The sequence below is a fragment of the Sporosarcina sp. D27 genome (assembly GCF_000586555.1).
In the GTDB taxonomy this organism is placed as follows: Bacteria; Bacillota; Bacilli; order Bacillales_A; family Planococcaceae; genus Sporosarcina.
This window is the reverse complement of record NZ_AZUC01000052.1, coordinates 1-16681: the sequence shown is the minus strand read 5'-3', so window position 1 is coordinate 16681 and position 16681 is coordinate 1. Positions and strand designations below refer to the sequence as shown.

The 16681-nt window shown below is 41.2% G+C and carries 15 protein-coding genes; all 15 read right to left on the bottom strand.

Translation table 11 applies throughout. The features are described from left to right. Nucleotides 1–327: 327 nt before the first annotated feature. A complete protein-coding gene (locus N693_RS0113755; RefSeq protein ID WP_025785407.1) occupies nucleotides 328–654 on the bottom strand; it encodes a monothiol bacilliredoxin BrxC family protein in 327 nt (108 codons plus the stop codon). 119 nt (nucleotides 655–773) lie between these two features. After that, on the bottom strand, nucleotides 774–1691 hold the full coding sequence (locus N693_RS0113750) for an NUDIX domain-containing protein (protein WP_025785406.1): 918 nt from the start codon (nucleotides 1689–1691) through the stop codon (nucleotides 774–776). A 137-nt stretch (nucleotides 1692–1828) separates the two neighbouring features. Continuing rightward, nucleotides 1829–2881 (bottom strand): multifunctional transcriptional regulator/nicotinamide-nucleotide adenylyltransferase/ribosylnicotinamide kinase NadR, encoded by a 1053-nt coding sequence (gene nadR / locus N693_RS0113745; protein ID WP_253271204.1) that lies wholly within the window; start codon nucleotides 2879–2881, stop codon nucleotides 1829–1831. 30 nt (nucleotides 2882–2911) lie between these two features. After that, nucleotides 2912–3625 (bottom strand): nicotinamide riboside transporter PnuC, encoded by a 714-nt coding sequence (pnuC, locus tag N693_RS0113740; protein ID WP_025785404.1) that lies wholly within the window; start codon nucleotides 3623–3625, stop codon nucleotides 2912–2914. A gap of 420 nt (nucleotides 3626–4045) precedes the next feature. Then, complete coding sequence (locus N693_RS0113735) at nucleotides 4046–5305, bottom strand: exo-beta-N-acetylmuramidase NamZ domain-containing protein (protein ID WP_025785403.1); 1260 nt, start codon at nucleotides 5303–5305, stop codon at nucleotides 4046–4048. A 15-nt stretch (nucleotides 5306–5320) separates the two neighbouring features. Further along, on the bottom strand, nucleotides 5321–7438 hold the full coding sequence (locus N693_RS0113730) for a glycoside hydrolase family 3 protein (RefSeq protein WP_025785402.1): 2118 nt from the start codon (nucleotides 7436–7438) through the stop codon (nucleotides 5321–5323). 15 nt (nucleotides 7439–7453) lie between these two features. After that, nucleotides 7454–9100, bottom strand: coding sequence for a serine hydrolase domain-containing protein (locus N693_RS0113725; protein ID WP_025785401.1), 1647 nt, complete (start codon nucleotides 9098–9100; stop codon nucleotides 7454–7456). Between the two features lie 340 nt (nucleotides 9101–9440). Further along, nucleotides 9441–9854, bottom strand: a complete 414-nt coding sequence (locus N693_RS0113720) for a GNAT family N-acetyltransferase (RefSeq protein WP_025785400.1) — start codon at nucleotides 9852–9854, stop codon at nucleotides 9441–9443. A gap of 105 nt (nucleotides 9855–9959) precedes the next feature. Further along, on the bottom strand, nucleotides 9960–10409 hold the full coding sequence (locus tag N693_RS0113715) for a GNAT family N-acetyltransferase (protein WP_025785399.1): 450 nt from the start codon (nucleotides 10407–10409) through the stop codon (nucleotides 9960–9962). A 315-nt stretch (nucleotides 10410–10724) separates the two neighbouring features. Beyond that, nucleotides 10725–11252: a dihydrofolate reductase family protein gene (locus tag N693_RS0113710; RefSeq protein ID WP_025785398.1), complete on the bottom strand. Its 528-nt coding sequence runs from the start codon at nucleotides 11250–11252 to the stop codon at nucleotides 10725–10727. A 272-nt stretch (nucleotides 11253–11524) separates the two neighbouring features. Beyond that, nucleotides 11525–12199 carry a DUF3885 domain-containing protein gene (locus N693_RS0113705; protein WP_025785397.1) on the bottom strand — a complete coding sequence of 225 codons (675 nt, stop codon included), beginning with the start codon at nucleotides 12197–12199 and terminating at the stop codon, nucleotides 11525–11527. A gap of 127 nt (nucleotides 12200–12326) precedes the next feature. Beyond that, nucleotides 12327–12755 carry a cupin domain-containing protein gene (locus N693_RS0113700; RefSeq protein ID WP_025785396.1) on the bottom strand — a complete coding sequence of 143 codons (429 nt, stop codon included), beginning with the start codon at nucleotides 12753–12755 and terminating at the stop codon, nucleotides 12327–12329. Between the two features lie 79 nt (nucleotides 12756–12834). Further along, on the bottom strand, nucleotides 12835–13665 hold the full coding sequence (locus N693_RS0113695; RefSeq protein WP_025785395.1) for a phosphoenolpyruvate hydrolase family protein: 831 nt from the start codon (nucleotides 13663–13665) through the stop codon (nucleotides 12835–12837). 23 nt (nucleotides 13666–13688) lie between these two features. Beyond that, nucleotides 13689–14900 carry a Tm-1-like ATP-binding domain-containing protein gene (locus N693_RS0113690; RefSeq protein ID WP_025785394.1) on the bottom strand — a complete coding sequence of 404 codons (1212 nt, stop codon included), beginning with the start codon at nucleotides 14898–14900 and terminating at the stop codon, nucleotides 13689–13691. Nucleotides 14901–15166: 266 nt separating this feature from the next. Next, nucleotides 15167–16351 (bottom strand): phosphoenolpyruvate hydrolase family protein, encoded by a 1185-nt coding sequence (locus tag N693_RS0113685; RefSeq protein ID WP_025785393.1) that lies wholly within the window; start codon nucleotides 16349–16351, stop codon nucleotides 15167–15169. Nucleotides 16352–16681 lie beyond the last annotated feature (330 nt).

Here is a 16681-nt window from a genome sequence, read left to right as displayed (position 1 = left end):
AGTAGCGTCTTGCTGAGACCACAAACCTGCTATTCAGTTATTAATGAATCCATATTTAAAAAAGCAAGTTTCTGAAACTCAGCACCATACCCATCATTCATCCTTCGCTATTAAAATCGCTTTCGGTTCTATTATTTGCATCTCCGTTCTTAAGTAAGTTCAATGCTCATACTCGGTTTCACAGTAATTATCTACCTGATTTAGACGGTTATTTAAAAGAAAAAAAGATAATACATTTTACAATGAATTCAATAAAAAATAAGGAGTGGTCCTAAAAGGTCATAAAATGACTTTACGGGATCACTCCTTTTCTAGTTGAATACTTCGTTATACATATGTGGCAATTGCATCTAACACAACTGATTGCTTAATTTGGTAACGGGTTGCCTGCCAAATGGCTTTTTTGCCTTTGATAATGAGCAGTTGTGGTGTTTCATGTTTAACGCCTGTATCTAATTCCACCGCATTCGATACTTTCTTATCCAGCTGTGAAATGACCACATATCTCGGAATATCCGTCACGAGCGATTCCATTTCCTTTTTGGCGGTTACACTGCTTAAACTCGTCATGCTTAATTTAAATAAAAGTAGCGGCTGTTCATCAGAATGCTCTAGTAGCATCTGCCACTCTTCTATTGTTTTTAGTCGCTTCACTTTGAAGACTCCTCACTTTCAATTCAACTATTCAAACGCTGGCAGTTTGAGTTGGCTAAACAGACTTTTGATAAAAGAACTAACTTGAAACAATAATAGAAATTATTACGCCAACTCTCTTATTTCCATTGATCATGTACCCACGCTGAATTATACCTATACAGTTTAGAAGGTCTGTATGCACCTGTTTTGATTTCTTTTCCTGTATCTAACACCATACCTTCCACATGTCGTCGGAACTGCACTTTGTTTAAAGCCCTGCCCAAAATCACTTCATAAACTTGCTGCAAATCCGGCAATGTGAACTCTTCGCCAACCAAATTGAATGCGATATTCGTGTAATTCACTTTCCCGCGTAACCGCTCCAACGAATACAAAATGATTTCTGCATGATCAAAGGCAATCCCATCCTGCTTTTTCATCCACACTGTCGTTTTAGTGTTTGTCCCTTCTGTCACTGTGACTCTTTCTATAGTTGCCGATACTGTAATTTCCCCAGAAGTCATCTCTAGTTCAATTTCTTCCGTCCTCCTAATTGTACTGCTGATCTGTTCCTCATGGGATTCTACTACCGTATCTTTTACAGTGAACCACCTTGCATCGTCAGCATCGTCCCCTGCTTGCAGCGGTGGTAACTTTCCTTGGTCAACCAACGCCAAATAACTGACACTCACAATCCTCATACGAGGGTCCCGATCCACCGCACTCCACGTGTACAGCTGCTCTGCGTAAATGCCATCAACCCCTGTTTCCTCTTTCAATTCCCGTTGGACTGCGGTATCGACATCTTCGTCAATTCCCATGAATCCGCCCGCTAGTGCCCAGTCCCCTTTATAAGGATGTCCTCCACGCTGGATGAGTAATAACTGAAGTTCCTTCTCCGCTTTTTTTCTCTTGTCCGAAACCTTTTCAGTATCCATTGTGAAGATAACCATATCCGTCGTTATGGATGGTTTTTCATACTTATCCTTTTCCGTCTTTTGATACTGTTCGATAAATTCCGTTTCACTGAGGTTCTGCAAGAACTGCTCTTCCATTGCCTTCTTCCCCTTTCAAACACATGACTTAGTTGCATTCTAATACTATCCGTTTCATATGACAAGTCCAGCCTCTCAGTATTCGAGTCTTCTTCATACACACAGAAAAAGAAGGGTCACACAGCACCCTTCTTTTATTAGTTCGTCATGAGTTTCGTAATCTGTTCGATGGATTTGTCAAGCCGCTCCTCGTAGTTACCGCTAATCGATGCGTATTGTATTCCCCGCTCATCAAACATTTCCTTCAAAACTCTATTTGTCTTTGCCCGCACCACAGGATCATTGAACGTTCGGAATCCGTCAGCCACCCACTTTACATCGGGTTCAAGGAATAGGTACAAATCATAATCCTGAGACTGGATGACCCCCTCTATAAAGTCCAGCTCCTGACCAAGATACATTTTAGCGTAATACTGGGACACTACCGCCTCGCTATCTATGAACAATAACTTGTTTGCTTTCTTGATCTTTTGAAACTCCATATGCTTATGACCAAACACGATTTCCTTATAGTGCTCTTCAGTCAGCAACGAACTTCCGTCCCCGATTTCCTCGCTGACCGTACGCCCGTATTCTTCTACATATTCAGTGCCAAATAGTTGAGCTAAGTTCCGTGTTAACGTGGATTTCCCGCATGATTCAACTCCGACTATCGCAATTTTTTTAGTGTAGTATGGCTTCGCTACATCGGGAATCATATCCCAATTTGCAAATACCCCTTCGTTTCGTATTTTCGTTGCACTGATTGGGAAAATCCTGCGAGCCTCATCAATAACTACATGTTGAATATCTTCTCCATAAATAAGTCTAAACCAATGATCGTATGCGCTTTCTGAACTGAAGATATGAGTGATTTGTTCCGGGATTGCTTCAATCATTCTCCGTCCTCCTTCCAGCCACATATGCTCTTCGCTCTCCCATGGTGGGTCTTCCACCACCAATACTTTCACATTCGGCATTCCTTTAGTTGAAGTCATAATCCACTGCTGCCGCTGTTTGAAGTCAATATAATCCAATCCCGCGTCCTTACACAATTTCCTGTCCCGATTCTCATCATAACTAACCACTACAAACAACTGATCCACTTGAGCCGCTGCTTTCGTAATTGCATACAAATGACCTTTATGAAAGGGAATGAATTTCCCTCCGTAGTGTCCAACTGTCAACTCTTCCATTCTAGGTTCTCCCATTTTAATCTTCTCCTTTCATGAACAAAACGCTCAGTCTTCTGCTTTTTGTACCTTCGATAATTTTACCCAGTTCACATAACCGTATATAGAATTCACTAAGAACGCCGTCCACATGATGACCATGTTCCAATCGTTCCCTCCTGTCTGCACTAACGTGATACCCCATAGCGTGATGGTCAGGATATTCACTAAAATCCAGATTATCCATTGTTCTGCATATCTCTGTACCATTAGTATTTGTGCGATTACTGAAAGAACGACCGCCATACTATCGATTCGAACTTGCTGTGCGGATAACACCGTCAATAGTTCTGCGTATACCAATGCCCCTACCACAAAAGATCCAGCAACGAGAATCCAACCTTTTCGTGTCAGCCGCTTTACGTATACGTTTTCCCCATGCTCAGAATCCTCTTTTTTCTTGAAGTGATTCATCCACATCCAAATTCCGATAAATTGCGTTGGGAAGTAAAATAACCAGTTCAACATGGCTTCACCATATAAGCCGTATCCGAAAGCGATATAACCATAAGTGACTGTCTGCACGATACCGAATACATAATTTGAAACCTTTCCTTTCGCAACCAATACTACGCACAACATACCGGCTATCGAACTGATCAACCCTAGAAGCGTGTCTTGAAATGCAAAATAGAGGTACACCGTAATTGCTGTGAATAACGAAATCCACACCTTCTCGAAAACCGACCACTCTGCCAGATATCCTTTCAACTTTTCAATCATCTTCTTCACTCCTTTTACTTAGTTTGTTTTTGTTACTAACTATTAAACTTAGTATAACTATGTATCTATGTATTGTCAACAACTCTTTTCCACACAAAAACGCCCCCACCGTCGCGGTTTATCACCGCACTGTGAGGGCAACAGTAGATGAGGTTTCATTCTACTGAAGGTACTTTGAATAAATTCCAAATAATTTTGCTGTTTGAACACGAATTGTTCCATCTCCTAAAAGGAATTTACCATTAGAACCACTCAGAATTCCAAAGTGAGCGGTGCAGTCGTATCTCTTTTCAGATATGCACTCAATAAGTGTTTTGTAATCCAAGAATACTTAGCTTGCAATTGCTTGCAAAATTCCTCTACAACAACTTTGTATCCTGCCTCGCTTAAGTGACTTTTTACAAGACAACTCTGTTCTTTCTAATACATCAAATACTTCTTCCGTACTTTCTCAAATTCTTTTAAATCTTTCTGCCAACGCGATTCAATCTCTTCTACCGTCATTCCATCTTCAATAGCCGGTCGTATCCATCCATTTCCGATTAGATTGTCAAAGAAAGGCGTGAGTTGAACTTGTTCAGGATAAAGATCTTTTATCGTTTTCACAATATGAAGACCCGTTTCAACCGGCTCATACTTATTTCGATCCGTAATATGAATTTGAACACCATGAGAAAGTTTTCCGCTATGCTTTGAAAACGTAGGGGTAAACGATGCCGCTCGGAATGTCACTCCTGGAAGATCCAGTTGGTTTAACCTCGTGACCAATTCCGGACTGCTGATGAACGGAGCACCAATTAACTCAAATGGCTTTGTCGTTCCGCGTCCTTCTGAAACATTCGTCCCTTCGATAAGTGCTGCACCTGGATAAGCGAGTGCAGTTTCCAGTGTTGGCATGTTAGGAGATGGCATGACAAACTGAAGCCCTGTTTCATCGAAATAAGCGTTTCGTTTCCAGCCTTTCATTTTCACTACTGTTAAATCCGCACCTATGTCAAACTCCTTGTTAAACAGCTTCGCTAGTTCTCCTACGGTCATTCCGTGGCGTAGTGGAATCGCATACTGTCCAACAAATGACGCAAACTTTGGATCTAGGACTGGTCCTTCAACTTTTTTACCTCCTAAAGGATTCGGACGATCCAATACAATGAACGGAATTCCTTTTTCTTGCGCTGCTTCCATAGCTAGAGCCATCGTATAGATATACGTATAGAAGCGAGTCCCGACATCTTGAATATCAAATACTAGAACATCGATATTTTCAAGCATTTCAGGAGTCGGTTTTCTAGTTTTTCCATACAAACTATAAACCGGCAAGCCCGTGACTTCATCGATATAATAATCCACATATTGCCCAGCCTGTGCATCCCCACGAACACCATGTTCTGGACCGTAGAGTGCTTCTAGCTGAATATCCGGATCATTGTTCAAAAGATCGACCACACTGTTCAGGTTTTGGTCAACCCCCGTAGGATTGGTGATCAATCCTACCCGTTTACCTTTCAGCAATTTCTTCTCATCTTTCATAAGCATCTCTGCACCTAGTGCAAATTTGTGCTTACCTTTATCATATCCTTTGGATTTCTTATTCCCGTTGGTGTACGTGTTATCGGCAAATGCCGCAGTGAATGTCGTCATGACTAATAATGCTGTGACGACTACCATTAGCCACTTTTTCATCATCTGACCCCTCCCTTATTCGTTGTAGGTTAGTCCGTGTCCAAATGGATACAAGGTTCCTCCAGCTGAATTTGGAATTGTCACAGGAAGTTTACCTGTAGGTTGGATGTCTCCAAATAGAACGGATGCAGTTGCTTTAAAGCTAGCTGTTCTAAATCCATATTGAGCCAAGTACCCATCTACATTCGGGTAAGCCATGATGTCATATGGATTTCTGACTCCTACCGCAATGACAGGAGCTTCCGTTTGTTTCTTTAACTCATTGACCATCTTCATTTGTGGGTTAGTCGTTTCTCTGCCAGCTACAGTGGAAGTAGTTGTACCGACAATGATTGCCGATGCATCTGAAATCTGCGAAACCTGTTCAGCAGAGAGAGGCTCTCCTGTTTTCACCAAGACTGTGTTTTCATGTTTACTTTTCACTGCTTGGTACAGTTCATCGATATATGAGCTACCAATGACTGCGATTTTCTCTGATGTATTTACCTTCAACGGCAGTACATTATTATTTTTCACTAAAGTCACTGACTTCTCGGCTACTTCACGCTCAATTTGTTTATGTGGTTCAGAGCCTACCGTTTCCTCAGCTTCTGAAATCACTTCATCGATTGCCCTAGGATTCTCTTCTTTCATAACGCCCCTCTTGAGCTTTAAGGACAATATTCTCTCGACTGAACTTTCGATTCGTGACTCCGAAATTTCTCCAGTACGTACCGCATCCAAAAGACCCGTTGCAACACTTTCCAATCCGACTGGCATTAAGACTATATCAGTCCCTGCCTGCACAGCTTTGATTACTGAATCCACCGGGCCGAAATGATCCGCAATTGCTTTCATGTTTAATGCATCTGTAGTAATTAATCCGTCGTATCCCATTTCCTCCCGCATCAGCTCCGTCAGTACTTTATAGGATAACGTAGCAGGCACATTGATTTCAGTTCCATCTTTTTTGGAGATTACAGTTGTCCCATCGATTTTCGGGAACGTGACATGTGCTGTCATGACCGCATCCACTCCCGCTTCCATCGCTTTCTGGAACGGATACAACTCCACTTGCTTTAACCTTTCCTTGTCATATGGAACTTCAGGAAGACCCAAATGTGAATCCACTGCTGTATCGCCATGACCAGGGAAGTGTTTTGCTGTTCCTGACGTTCCTGTTCCTTGAAGACCATTCGTATAAGCTACACCTAATTGAGCTGTTAGCTCTGGATCTTCACTAAATGATCGCACACCGATTACAGGATTGTCCGGGTTATTATTAATGTCAAAGGATGGTGCGAAGTTCATATTGATTCCTAACGAATGCAGTTCCTCGCCAATTGCTCCCCCGACTTTACCTGCAAGTTCTTCTGATCGTGTAGCACCTAATGCCATATTCCCTGGCATATCTGTTCCTGATTGGATTCTCGTTACAATTCCACCCTCTTGGTCGATTGACATAAGAAGACCATATTTTTCAGACGTTTTTTGATAATCTGATACTAAACGTGCCGTTTGTTCTGTAGTGACTACGTTTTCTCTAAACAAAATCACTCCGCCTAAATGATACTTTTTTACAAGTTCCTCAATTTCAGGAGTGAGTTCTGTGACATTTTTGCCATTCATAGTCCTGAAATCCGGCATTAGCATTTGTCCCACTTTTTCTTCAAGCGTCATGTGACTGATTGCTTTCTCAATGAGGTTGTATCGTTTCCCTTTCATCTTCTTCACCTCATAAGTGACTGACGGTTTCCCGTGCCATTTTCCTGATGATGGATCGGGTTTCCCTAATATTGCAACACGGTCGACTAGTTTCCCCTCGCTCACTTGAATGATTGCCATGCCGGGTTTACCAGTCGTAGTAACCAAACCGGCATTATCAACCGTAGCCACTTTTTTATTGGTCGACTTCCATTTCAGATTTTTGGATGTCTCCATAAAATGGCCTTCTTTATATACGTGAAGGGGGTTAAGCTGGATAGTTCCATCTTCAAATTGACTTTCCGATTCAGGTACATTTTGTAAAAGAACAAGGTCTTGAATAGACGATTTGTTTGAATTAGCCATGGCTGTCTGACTAGACATTCCAGTTGTTAGCACTAACAAACCAATCAGTAGTGGTACAAGAAAATAGGTACGAAGTTTCTTCATCGACAGATCTCCCCTTTAATAATTTCGATTCTCCCAATCCGTTGAATCTGAATTCGGATTGACAGGTTTTCCGTTCAGCTTGATATCCCCTACGTACCATCCCCGACCGTTAACAGACGTATCGGTCTCATAACGGAAACGGATATGATTTGTTCCATCTGGTATGGCTACCGTCAAATTACTCCATTTGCCGTTCGTTCCTGTTAGACGAACTCCTACCTCATTCCACTCAATACCATCATCAGATACTTCAATTACTCCAAAGTCAGAGTCCTTCTCTAGTTCATACCAAGTGTTAAATGATAGTTCGCTGACTTCTTTTTTTGCATCAACAAGTAAGTTCCGGTTCAGATTGTCCCCGTATCCAGAAAACCACGCATCTGTACTTCTAGGAATAGGTGCTGGGATTGCATCTGCCACATGTCGAACGAAGTCTCTTCGAACAGCGTTTAATGAAATGGTCTTTCTTGTAGGATGAACACGGTTAGTTAGTAGAATTGCGATCGTCTTATTTTTTGGGTTGATAACAATACTGGTTCCTGTAAACCCGGTATGCCCTGCTGATGAAGGGTCTGAGAGTGCATCCATATACCACCCTTGGTTCAATTCCCAACCAAGGCCGTGATCGTCACCGACAAACTCAGGTATCTGATTTTCACTTAACAGTTGAACCGTTTTAGGTTTTAGAATTCGTTTTCCTCCATATTTTCCTTCATTGAGAATCATATGCGCAAAAACCCCTAAGTCTTTTGCCGTGGAGAATACTCCAGCGTGACCTGCAACGCCGTCAAGTGACCAGGTGTTTTCGTCATGAACTTCGCCCCAAACTAGTCCTCTGCCTATCTCAGGTTGGAATTCTGTCGCAGCAATCCGATTCTTAAGCGATGCAGGTGGGTTGTACATCGTGTCTTTCATGCCAAGTGGTCCTGTAATTTCATCTTTCACAAACTGATCTAAGCGTTTCCCAGAAAGTTTTTCAACGACAGCTCCTAACGTAATCATGTTCAGATCGCTATAGGTATAGCTGCTCCCTGGTTGAGCTTTCAATGGTTGAGCATATACCAGCTGCAATCTATCTTCCCGTGTTTCCCCTTGGGAATGGAGTGGAATCCACGCGGTGAATCCGGATGTATGAGTCATTAACTGTCGTATCGTCACTGTTTCTTTTCCATTTGCAGCGAATTCAGGAATGTATTTTGCTACAGGAGCGTCTAGTTGAATAGCTCCCTTTTCATACAATTTCATAGCGGCCACTGTTGTAAAAATCTTACTGATTGAAGCAACATCAAAAATAGTATTAGTCTGCATTTCGACAGGGTATTCCATTTCTGTGAATGAGTCGTCCACATAGCGTGCAGCATCTCCGTAAGCTTGCTGTTTCACAATATGTCCACTGCGAGCCACAAGGACAACAGCCCCGGGGGTCGTATTTTCTTCAATCGCATTGTTAAGGACTTCGTCGATTTCCTTTAACGGCTCCTGTCTCATTCCCGCTCCTCTCACTGAACCTGGATGTAGAATGGGTGCTCCGTTACCTGGATGATTCCATGACTTATTAGGAATCGAATGCCCGTGAGCCCCAGCTGTTGCAGTAAAAACAAGTCCACTTGCTAACGTACAAACGAGAAATGCAGTTAAGAACTTCTTTTTCGTTTTCACCATCTACTTCATCCTCTCCTTATTCTTGTAAGCCCTTTCACTTTATCGAAATTATTAGTAAATTACCATACTTCCTAAGGGCTTTCATTTATAAAAATACTGGTAATTTAGTGCATAAATGATTTGGTATAATTGACTGACTAATAAGAAAAAATAAGAGCGTTAGTTTGCTAAATGTTGCTACAAAACGACAAAAACACACCTTCCATAGAGTTGGAAAGCGCGTTTTTGATGCTTGTGTCCTATAAAGAATATTCTTACAGATGGCCTATCCTGTTCCTGTTTTTACATGATCACGAAGTAAAGTTTTTACGAGATTGTTCTTACTGTCTGTAGGAGTAAATTAAAATGACTTCCTGAATCCATAGAACGAGCGATATCCTTCTTTTTGGTAAAACGAACGCGATGCTTCAGATGCTAGCATTTCAATCCGTGTACTTGGATACAGTGTGTGTACATAATTCAGTATTTCTTTACCTATTCCGTGCCCACGAAATTTCTTCTCTACGAGCATTTCACAAATAAAAGTGGTCACTACAGTATCCGTAAAACCTCTCATACACGCTACCACGTCATCATCTTTCGTAACTGCTATGAAGGCAATGGTTGAATTTTCCCATGCTAGCTGTGTTTGTGTATAATTTTCAGCAAGATTCATCCAGCCTTCTTCAAGATACATCTCACGGATTGCAGTGTAATAGGTTTCATCATAAGGGATAAATCTTATTTCACTAGTTGCTCCATTGTTAAAACCCATTCATCTCACCGCCATTCTCTTCTATTTTTTCGTATACTTGCGAGGTATAACATAGTCCTATACGGTCAAAAATCATTCATCCATCTCTACCTTGCAAACTGTCTTTCAAAAGAGCAACTTCATTCCTTCATGACTTGCCCTAAATCCAAGCCTTTCATAAAAACGATGAGCATCTGCGCGCTGTTTGTCGGTCGTCAATTGGACAAGACCAGCCCCCTCAGACTTTGCGATTGAAATTGCTTGCTCAAACAAAGCTTGACCAACCCCATGACTGCGATAATGCCTATCAACTCGCACCCCTTCGATTTGTGCCCGTTTCATCCCTCTTCTAGCTAAACCAGGAATGAGGGTTATCTGAAGACAGCCAACCACTTTTTGATCATCAATCGCTAAAATGAGTTGGTTTCCAGATTGCGCTTCCATTTCGGTAAATGCTTCAACATAATCGTTCACCACGTAATCTTCTGTACTCTCACGCGCAGATCCTAATTCATCATCCGCTAGCAATCGGATAATAGTTGGGATATCAGTTGCTGTCGCTTTTCTGAAATGCATCTACTTCGTCTCCTTTTTATGAAAAATATAACCTTGCTGCTCCATGCAACACCATCTAATCATCAAATCTATTAACATGACTTCTTCCCCTCTGCCAAGTAGTATACGTGTCAATTCCCATTAAGTATAATCTGAAATGTCTATCATTTAAGATAAGGAAATGTTATACAGAGTTAGCTAGCCGCAGAAATTGGTGCTAGTCGGTAAATGCATTCAGAAACATATCTGAAATATCCGTTTTCCCAAATCTAAAGCCAAAAACAAAAAAGTCCCTTGGGGTTGCAAAAACTGCACTCCCAAGGGCCACTTATCATCTTATGCTCTTTTCGTATATCGTAAAATAGGAAGTCCTTCATTGACTGAGTACTCCTCAAGCTGTAATGGAATCATTCGGTCATTTTCCTCAAATAGACGAACTCCTGTGCCAAGAATCATTGGTACGATTCCGATGATAAATTCATCTACAATTCCCGCTTTCAAAAAGGCATTCGTCAACTGACTACCACCGAAGAGCCAAATATCTTTCCCTTCTTCCTTTTGAAGAGCTTGGACGTGCGATACAATGTCCCCTTTGACAAATTGTACATTTCCTTCGTCCGCTTTATCTAAAGAAGTCACAACGATAATCTTGTGCTGTGCCACCATATCGAGTGTAGAATCCTCGAACGATTTTCGTCCCATCACAACCGTATCGACTTGTTCTAAAAAGTCTGGGAAACTGAACTGATCCGATGTATCCAGCTCACTATGGCCGTCCCCACCAATCCAGTCGAATCCCCCATTGTCATCCGCAATATATCCATCAAGGCTCATCGCCAAATTCATGATGATTTTTCTCGTCACCCTTGCCCACTCCGTTCTGAAGACATATTTAACGTTCAGAAGTATACCACGAAATCGGTCATAGACCACTGATTGTAGACTGCAAAAAAGAAGCAAAGTAGTTCAAGAGTATTCACCGACAAGACAGCCATTATCTTGAATATATAACGTTTAGACGTTTCGCTGTAAACATTTCATGCGAAAACTCTTACTTCAAGTAAGTTTTTTGCACTTTTCAATACTCCAGCGAAGAAAAACCAATTACTAAAAAGTAATTGGCTGAATGATTATATTTATTTTGAAAATCTACTTTCCGAATCTGCAAACACAGAGTCTATCTGATTACGATCCTCTTCACGAATCCAATCATTGTATCTCTCATACAAAAATTGAATTTCTTCTTTCTTCAACGCTAAAATGTCACAGCCCGGCCCATCATATAAGTGATAAATAATACCGCGTGTCAAATTTATAAAATAAAACTCAATACTACTTTGAGGCTTCTGCTCTAACTGTATCATGACCTCCCCAAAGTCTTTAAAGCAAATTTCTCGCAATATGATTTCATATCGAATATCTTTTTTTGTGCAACCTAAAGTGAATCGATGGACTACCAACTGTTCCCCTTCTTCGTTGCAAACATCCGGTATCAGTTCATGCCTCAATTTATCTAAGACTTCCTGTTGTTTAATATAACTTCGGTATACTTTTAACGGTTCTTCAAGAAACAAGTGATCCTCAGTTGTACGAACATCCGCTATAACAAGTAGTTCATCTTCATCCCGAAATACCTCATCATACAATGTAATGGAACGTTGAAAAGCGTGTTCTAGATTATTGGAATCCTTGATGGACAATAAAGGATTTAAGATGTCAAATCGAATAGCAATATCCCATGAATTGAATAACGGGGGTTGCAATGTTACTCCGTTAAACTTCTGGTCAAAAAAAGATTCTAGATTTTGCATTGTCTTTTCCTCCCTAGACAATTAACAACTGATTTTTTCATTTTGTCTGCTAACCAAACAATCACTAGTGTTTTAGCCAAAAGTAGAGTTTCCCCACACAGACACGATTCAGAGCCTATATTTCGACTTAGTTACCAGGAAGTACTCCAGGGGCAAGTACCTTACAATTTGGATCTGCACGAAGAACCATTTCAGGACCATGAGGGCTGTATATGGCCATTAGTTTTAGTGGTTCCCAACCCGTATTAATTGTAGAATGGAATGCTCCCGTCGGTATGTGTACACACATTCCTGCAGTGATTTTCGTCGGTGCACCGTCATTCACAGTTTGCTCACCTTCACCAGAGATCACGTAAAGAACCTCTTCTTCTTCAGGATGATTATGGCGGTCATGGCCTTTACCCGGATGTAAAATAACGATACCCATACTAAATTTCTCTGCATTCGTCACACGTGGTTCACTCATCCATTTAAGTGTTCCCCACTCAAATTCTTGAGTTTCAACATCCTCTGGATTTATATATCTCAACCCTGCTTGCTCTTTTACTTCAGTCATTTTAATTCCTCCAAAACATGTTTTTAAATTCATAAAACAAACAGAAATAACTTATTGAAGAAGCATTGTCAAAAATCCTTTAAATCGATAAATCCTTAAACTTGCGGGCTTGTTTTTCAATAGCTACCTCAGTTGGTAGTCGCTCTATACTACTTGCTCCGAAGAAACCTGCAATTCCTTCTGTATGCTCAAAAATGTACTGTGCGTCTTCCGGTTCTGCGATTGGTCCACCATGACACAATACGATAATATCCGGATTAATCGCGACAGCAGCATCACGCATTTCCTGTACTTTTTTAGCTGACTCCTCAAGAGTCAGATTACTTTGCGCACCGATGCTTCCCTTAGTTGTAAGACCCATGTGCGGAACTAGGACATCTGCACCAGCTTTCGTCATCGCGACAGCTTGTTCAGGTGTAAATACATAAGGGCACGTTAGCATTCCTAATTCATGTGCTTCTCGAATCATTTCTACTTCTAGATCATAGCCCATTCCCGTTTCTTCGAGATTCGTCCGGAACGTCCCGTCAATTAAACCGACAGTTGGGAAGTTTTGAACTCCATGGAATCCCATATCTTTTAACTGGCGAAGAAAATTAGGCATAATTCTGAATGGATCTGTTCCACAAACACCCGCAAGTACCGGCGTATCTTTTACGATTGGAAGTACTTCAGAGCCCATGTCCATCACAATCGCATTGGCATCTCCATAAGGCATTAGACCCGCTAAACTACCGCGGCCAGCCATACGGTATCTACCTGAGTTGTAGATGATGATTAAATCCGTACCACCTTTTTCTGCGAACTTTGCAGTGATTCCTGTCCCCGCTCCTGAACCGATAATCGGATTCCCTTGTGCAATTTGTTTGCGAATTTTTTCTAATGCTACTTCCCGTATTGTTTGTGTCATTTGCAAGCCCTCATTTCTCAATGTTATTTATTCAATTTGCTTAATAAATGTGAAGCCATAGCTGCTGCAAATTCTGGATCATTAATGTGTCGATCCAGCTCAATGAGTTCTACAACATTTTGATTTAGATGTTTTCTGATCGATGTGAACAATGCTTCCGTGGCTTCAGGAGAATCGAACAATTGACCTTCTCCATCTATCGCACTGACACCTTTTAACGGCAAGAACAAAGTAGTCGGCCCAGTCGTTTCGTTTAACTTTTCACTTAGTATTTTTCCTAGTTCAGCACACTCTTCAGGGGTCGTTCTCATCAGTGTGACGTTAGCGTTATGCTCATATAAAGTACGATCTGCAAACTGGGAAGGAACGGTATTCATCGCCCCAAAGTTCACCATATCTAGCGCGCCACAAGAAACTACTTGAGGAATGCCTTCACGGGCCGCCGCTTCTAGTCGGTGAGGGCCTGCAGAAAGTACACCACCTACTAACTCATCACATAGTTCAGTGGTCGTCACATCCGCTACAGCTTTGATGAACCCATCACTAATGAGAGACTCCATTCCTTGTCCACCACTACCTGTTGCGTGGAATACTAACAGTTCATATCCGTTTTCTTCAATATGTGTCTTGAGATTTTCTATACAAGTTGTCGTAACTCCAAACATACTTGCAGCGATGATTGGCTTGTCTTCAACCTCCGGAATCTCTTGTTCAACCATACCAATTAGTGCCCCAGCAGCATTCCCTAGAATTCGTCGAGAAATTTTGTTCAATCCAGCAACATCTACAACGGAATACATCATTGTAATGTCTTTCGTTCCAACGTAAGGGTGCACGTCACCTGAAGCAACTGTTGAAACCATCAATTTCGGCATCCCGATCGGCAGTTGTCTCATAGTATGTGTAATCAGCGCTGTACCACCAGAGCCGCCCATTCCCATGACACCAACTACATCACGCTCCATACATAACCGGTTAACTAATTTCGCAATACCTTTTGACATAACTTTCATAGCTAAACCACGATCATGTTGGTCCCGTAAAGCCGTTAAACTACTCCCCCCTAACACAGCAACCTCTTCTGCACTAAATGTAGGTGTAACCGTAGGCACACCTACTACACCTCCATCAATTAACACTACTTCAAATCCTTTTAAAGCTATCAAATCACGAACATACTCATATTCATCCCCTTTAGTATCAAGGGTTCCTATCAACAAAACAGTTTTCTTCAAAACAATCTCCCCCGTAGAAAAAGTAATTGTTCAATCTGAAAAAAAATACGAGTCGCGGTTAATAATCCATTATTCAGAATTCAAAAACTCCCCACTTTTAGCTAGCGCTTAAAGTTGCGACTCATAACCAGCACGTCTAATTATGAATAACGGTTCGAAAACAAAATTGTCCTCGACAGTAAAATAATCTGAATATTATACATCCTACTGTTAGGATACACCCGATTCCAACAAGCGTATATGTTAAATGGTACTCATTTCATGTGTTATTGTAATCTTTCTACATATTCTCGGGGAGATTGTCCTGCATATTTTTTAAAAGCCTTACTAAAATGTGCGTAATCACTAAACCCTGTCATGTTTGCAATTTCAGCTAGCTGAAAACAGTTCTGGCTCATAAATTCAATGGATTTATGCATTCTATACTCAGTCAAATAATTACTATACGAACAACCGACTTCCTGTTTAAACACTTTACTTAAATAGGGTCTTGAAATGTGTAAGAGCTGCGCCAAATCCTCTAGAGAGATTTTCAACATATAGTTTATTGCGATATATTCCTTTACAAATTCTGCATACTCATAGTGTTTTTCTGCCCCTTCTAACATCTTTACTAAAAATTCATCCGCCTCTTTTTGTCCTACGTTCTTAAACTTTCTAATTGTCGAGGACAAAGCTTGTTCTGTAGGAATCCTCTCAAAAGAAGATCCCCCGATATATCCCATTGTTTCTGTGTTGTCTTGCATATATTTCACATCTGTGGGGGTAGAAACTGGTCCTCCATAAATCATTTTAATGACCTGACGATATTCGTGATTGCAGACGCTGAAGATTTCATTGACTACTTTTGCTCCTTCTACTAAGCTAAGTGCTTTCTTTGCGCCTAGCATACCGCCCTTTGTAAAACCTAGATGAGCACAAATAACATCAGCTCCAACATCAATCATCTTCCTCGCTTGCTCTTTATTAAACACAAATGCAATTGTAAACAGCCCTTGCTCATGGGCGATTTTTATCGCATTCACCTCCGTTTCATACGAAACTCCTTGGTCCTCCAATGCCTCTCTAAACATCCCATCTATCATTCCTACAGAAGGATAATTGTTAATCCCTGTAAACCCCTTTGTTTTGATTTCTTGAATGTACTGTTCTAAATTGATTAACGGATCGGTTGCACACAGTCCAAAAACAACAGGAAACCCCTTAGCGATAGGGAGTATTTCCCTTGAACCAAACTCCATTACTAGTTTGTTGCAATTTAAAAAAGGAAGATAGCCCGCTAGTGAACTGACTCCCATTTGCCTAAAACGACCGGAGTTTAATGCTAATATCATGTCTCCCCCGCCAGCCACAGTAGATTTTGCTGACTTGCCTGAACCTGAAGCCACTCCTATTATAAATTCTTTCTGGTTTACCTTATTCAATAATCTTTGCTTAAGCTGTATAGTCATAATTTGTTCCACCTCAGCTTTTTTCTATTTCCCTCGTATCCAACGATTAGGAATTCATTTCCTTTAGCTATTAAAATATAGTTAACCATATTGTAGCCTTTGGAGGAATTGCTTTCTATAGTGAAAAACTCCAATCATCAAATTATCCAAAGACAAAAAGAGCTCATCATATGCTGCCCCCCCCAGACTGTATACAAAAGGGAGGTGAATCGATTAGATTTCCATCCCTTTTGTCTTTTTTGCATCGTTTACTGTGGAAATGAAGGATGACTAGCCGTTGATCTCCGTTCCGGACGGTCGCTTTCCGGGGGCTTGCCCTCAGCCTCCTCG

Coding starts and splice junctions, on each gene's coding strand:
- N693_RS0113750 (WP_025785406.1), bottom strand. CDS start 1,691: ATGGAAGAGCAGTTCTTGCAGAACCTCAGTGAAACGGAATTTATCGAA.
- nadR (WP_253271204.1), bottom strand. CDS start 2,881: ATGGGAGAACCTAGAATGGAAGAGTTGACAGTTGGACACTACGGAGGG.
- pnuC (WP_025785404.1), bottom strand. CDS start 3,625: ATGATTGAAAAGTTGAAAGGATATCTGGCAGAGTGGTCGGTTTTCGAG.
- N693_RS0113735 (WP_025785403.1), bottom strand. CDS start 5,305: ATGAAAAAGTGGCTAATGGTAGTCGTCACAGCATTATTAGTCATGACG.
- N693_RS0113730 (WP_025785402.1), bottom strand. CDS start 7,438: ATGAAGAAACTTCGTACCTATTTTCTTGTACCACTACTGATTGGTTTG.
- N693_RS0113725 (WP_025785401.1), bottom strand. CDS start 9,100: ATGGTGAAAACGAAAAAGAAGTTCTTAACTGCATTTCTCGTTTGTACG.
- N693_RS0113720 (WP_025785400.1), bottom strand. CDS start 9,854: ATGGGTTTTAACAATGGAGCAACTAGTGAAATAAGATTTATCCCTTAT.
- N693_RS0113715 (WP_025785399.1), bottom strand. CDS start 10,409: ATGCATTTCAGAAAAGCGACAGCAACTGATATCCCAACTATTATCCGA.
- N693_RS0113705 (WP_025785397.1), bottom strand. CDS start 12,199: ATGCAAAATCTAGAATCTTTTTTTGACCAGAAGTTTAACGGAGTAACA.
- N693_RS0113700 (WP_025785396.1), bottom strand. CDS start 12,755: ATGACTGAAGTAAAAGAGCAAGCAGGGTTGAGATATATAAATCCAGAG.
- N693_RS0113695 (WP_025785395.1), bottom strand. CDS start 13,665: ATGACACAAACAATACGGGAAGTAGCATTAGAAAAAATTCGCAAACAA.
- N693_RS0113685 (WP_025785393.1), bottom strand. CDS start 16,351: ATGACTATACAGCTTAAGCAAAGATTATTGAATAAGGTAAACCAGAAA.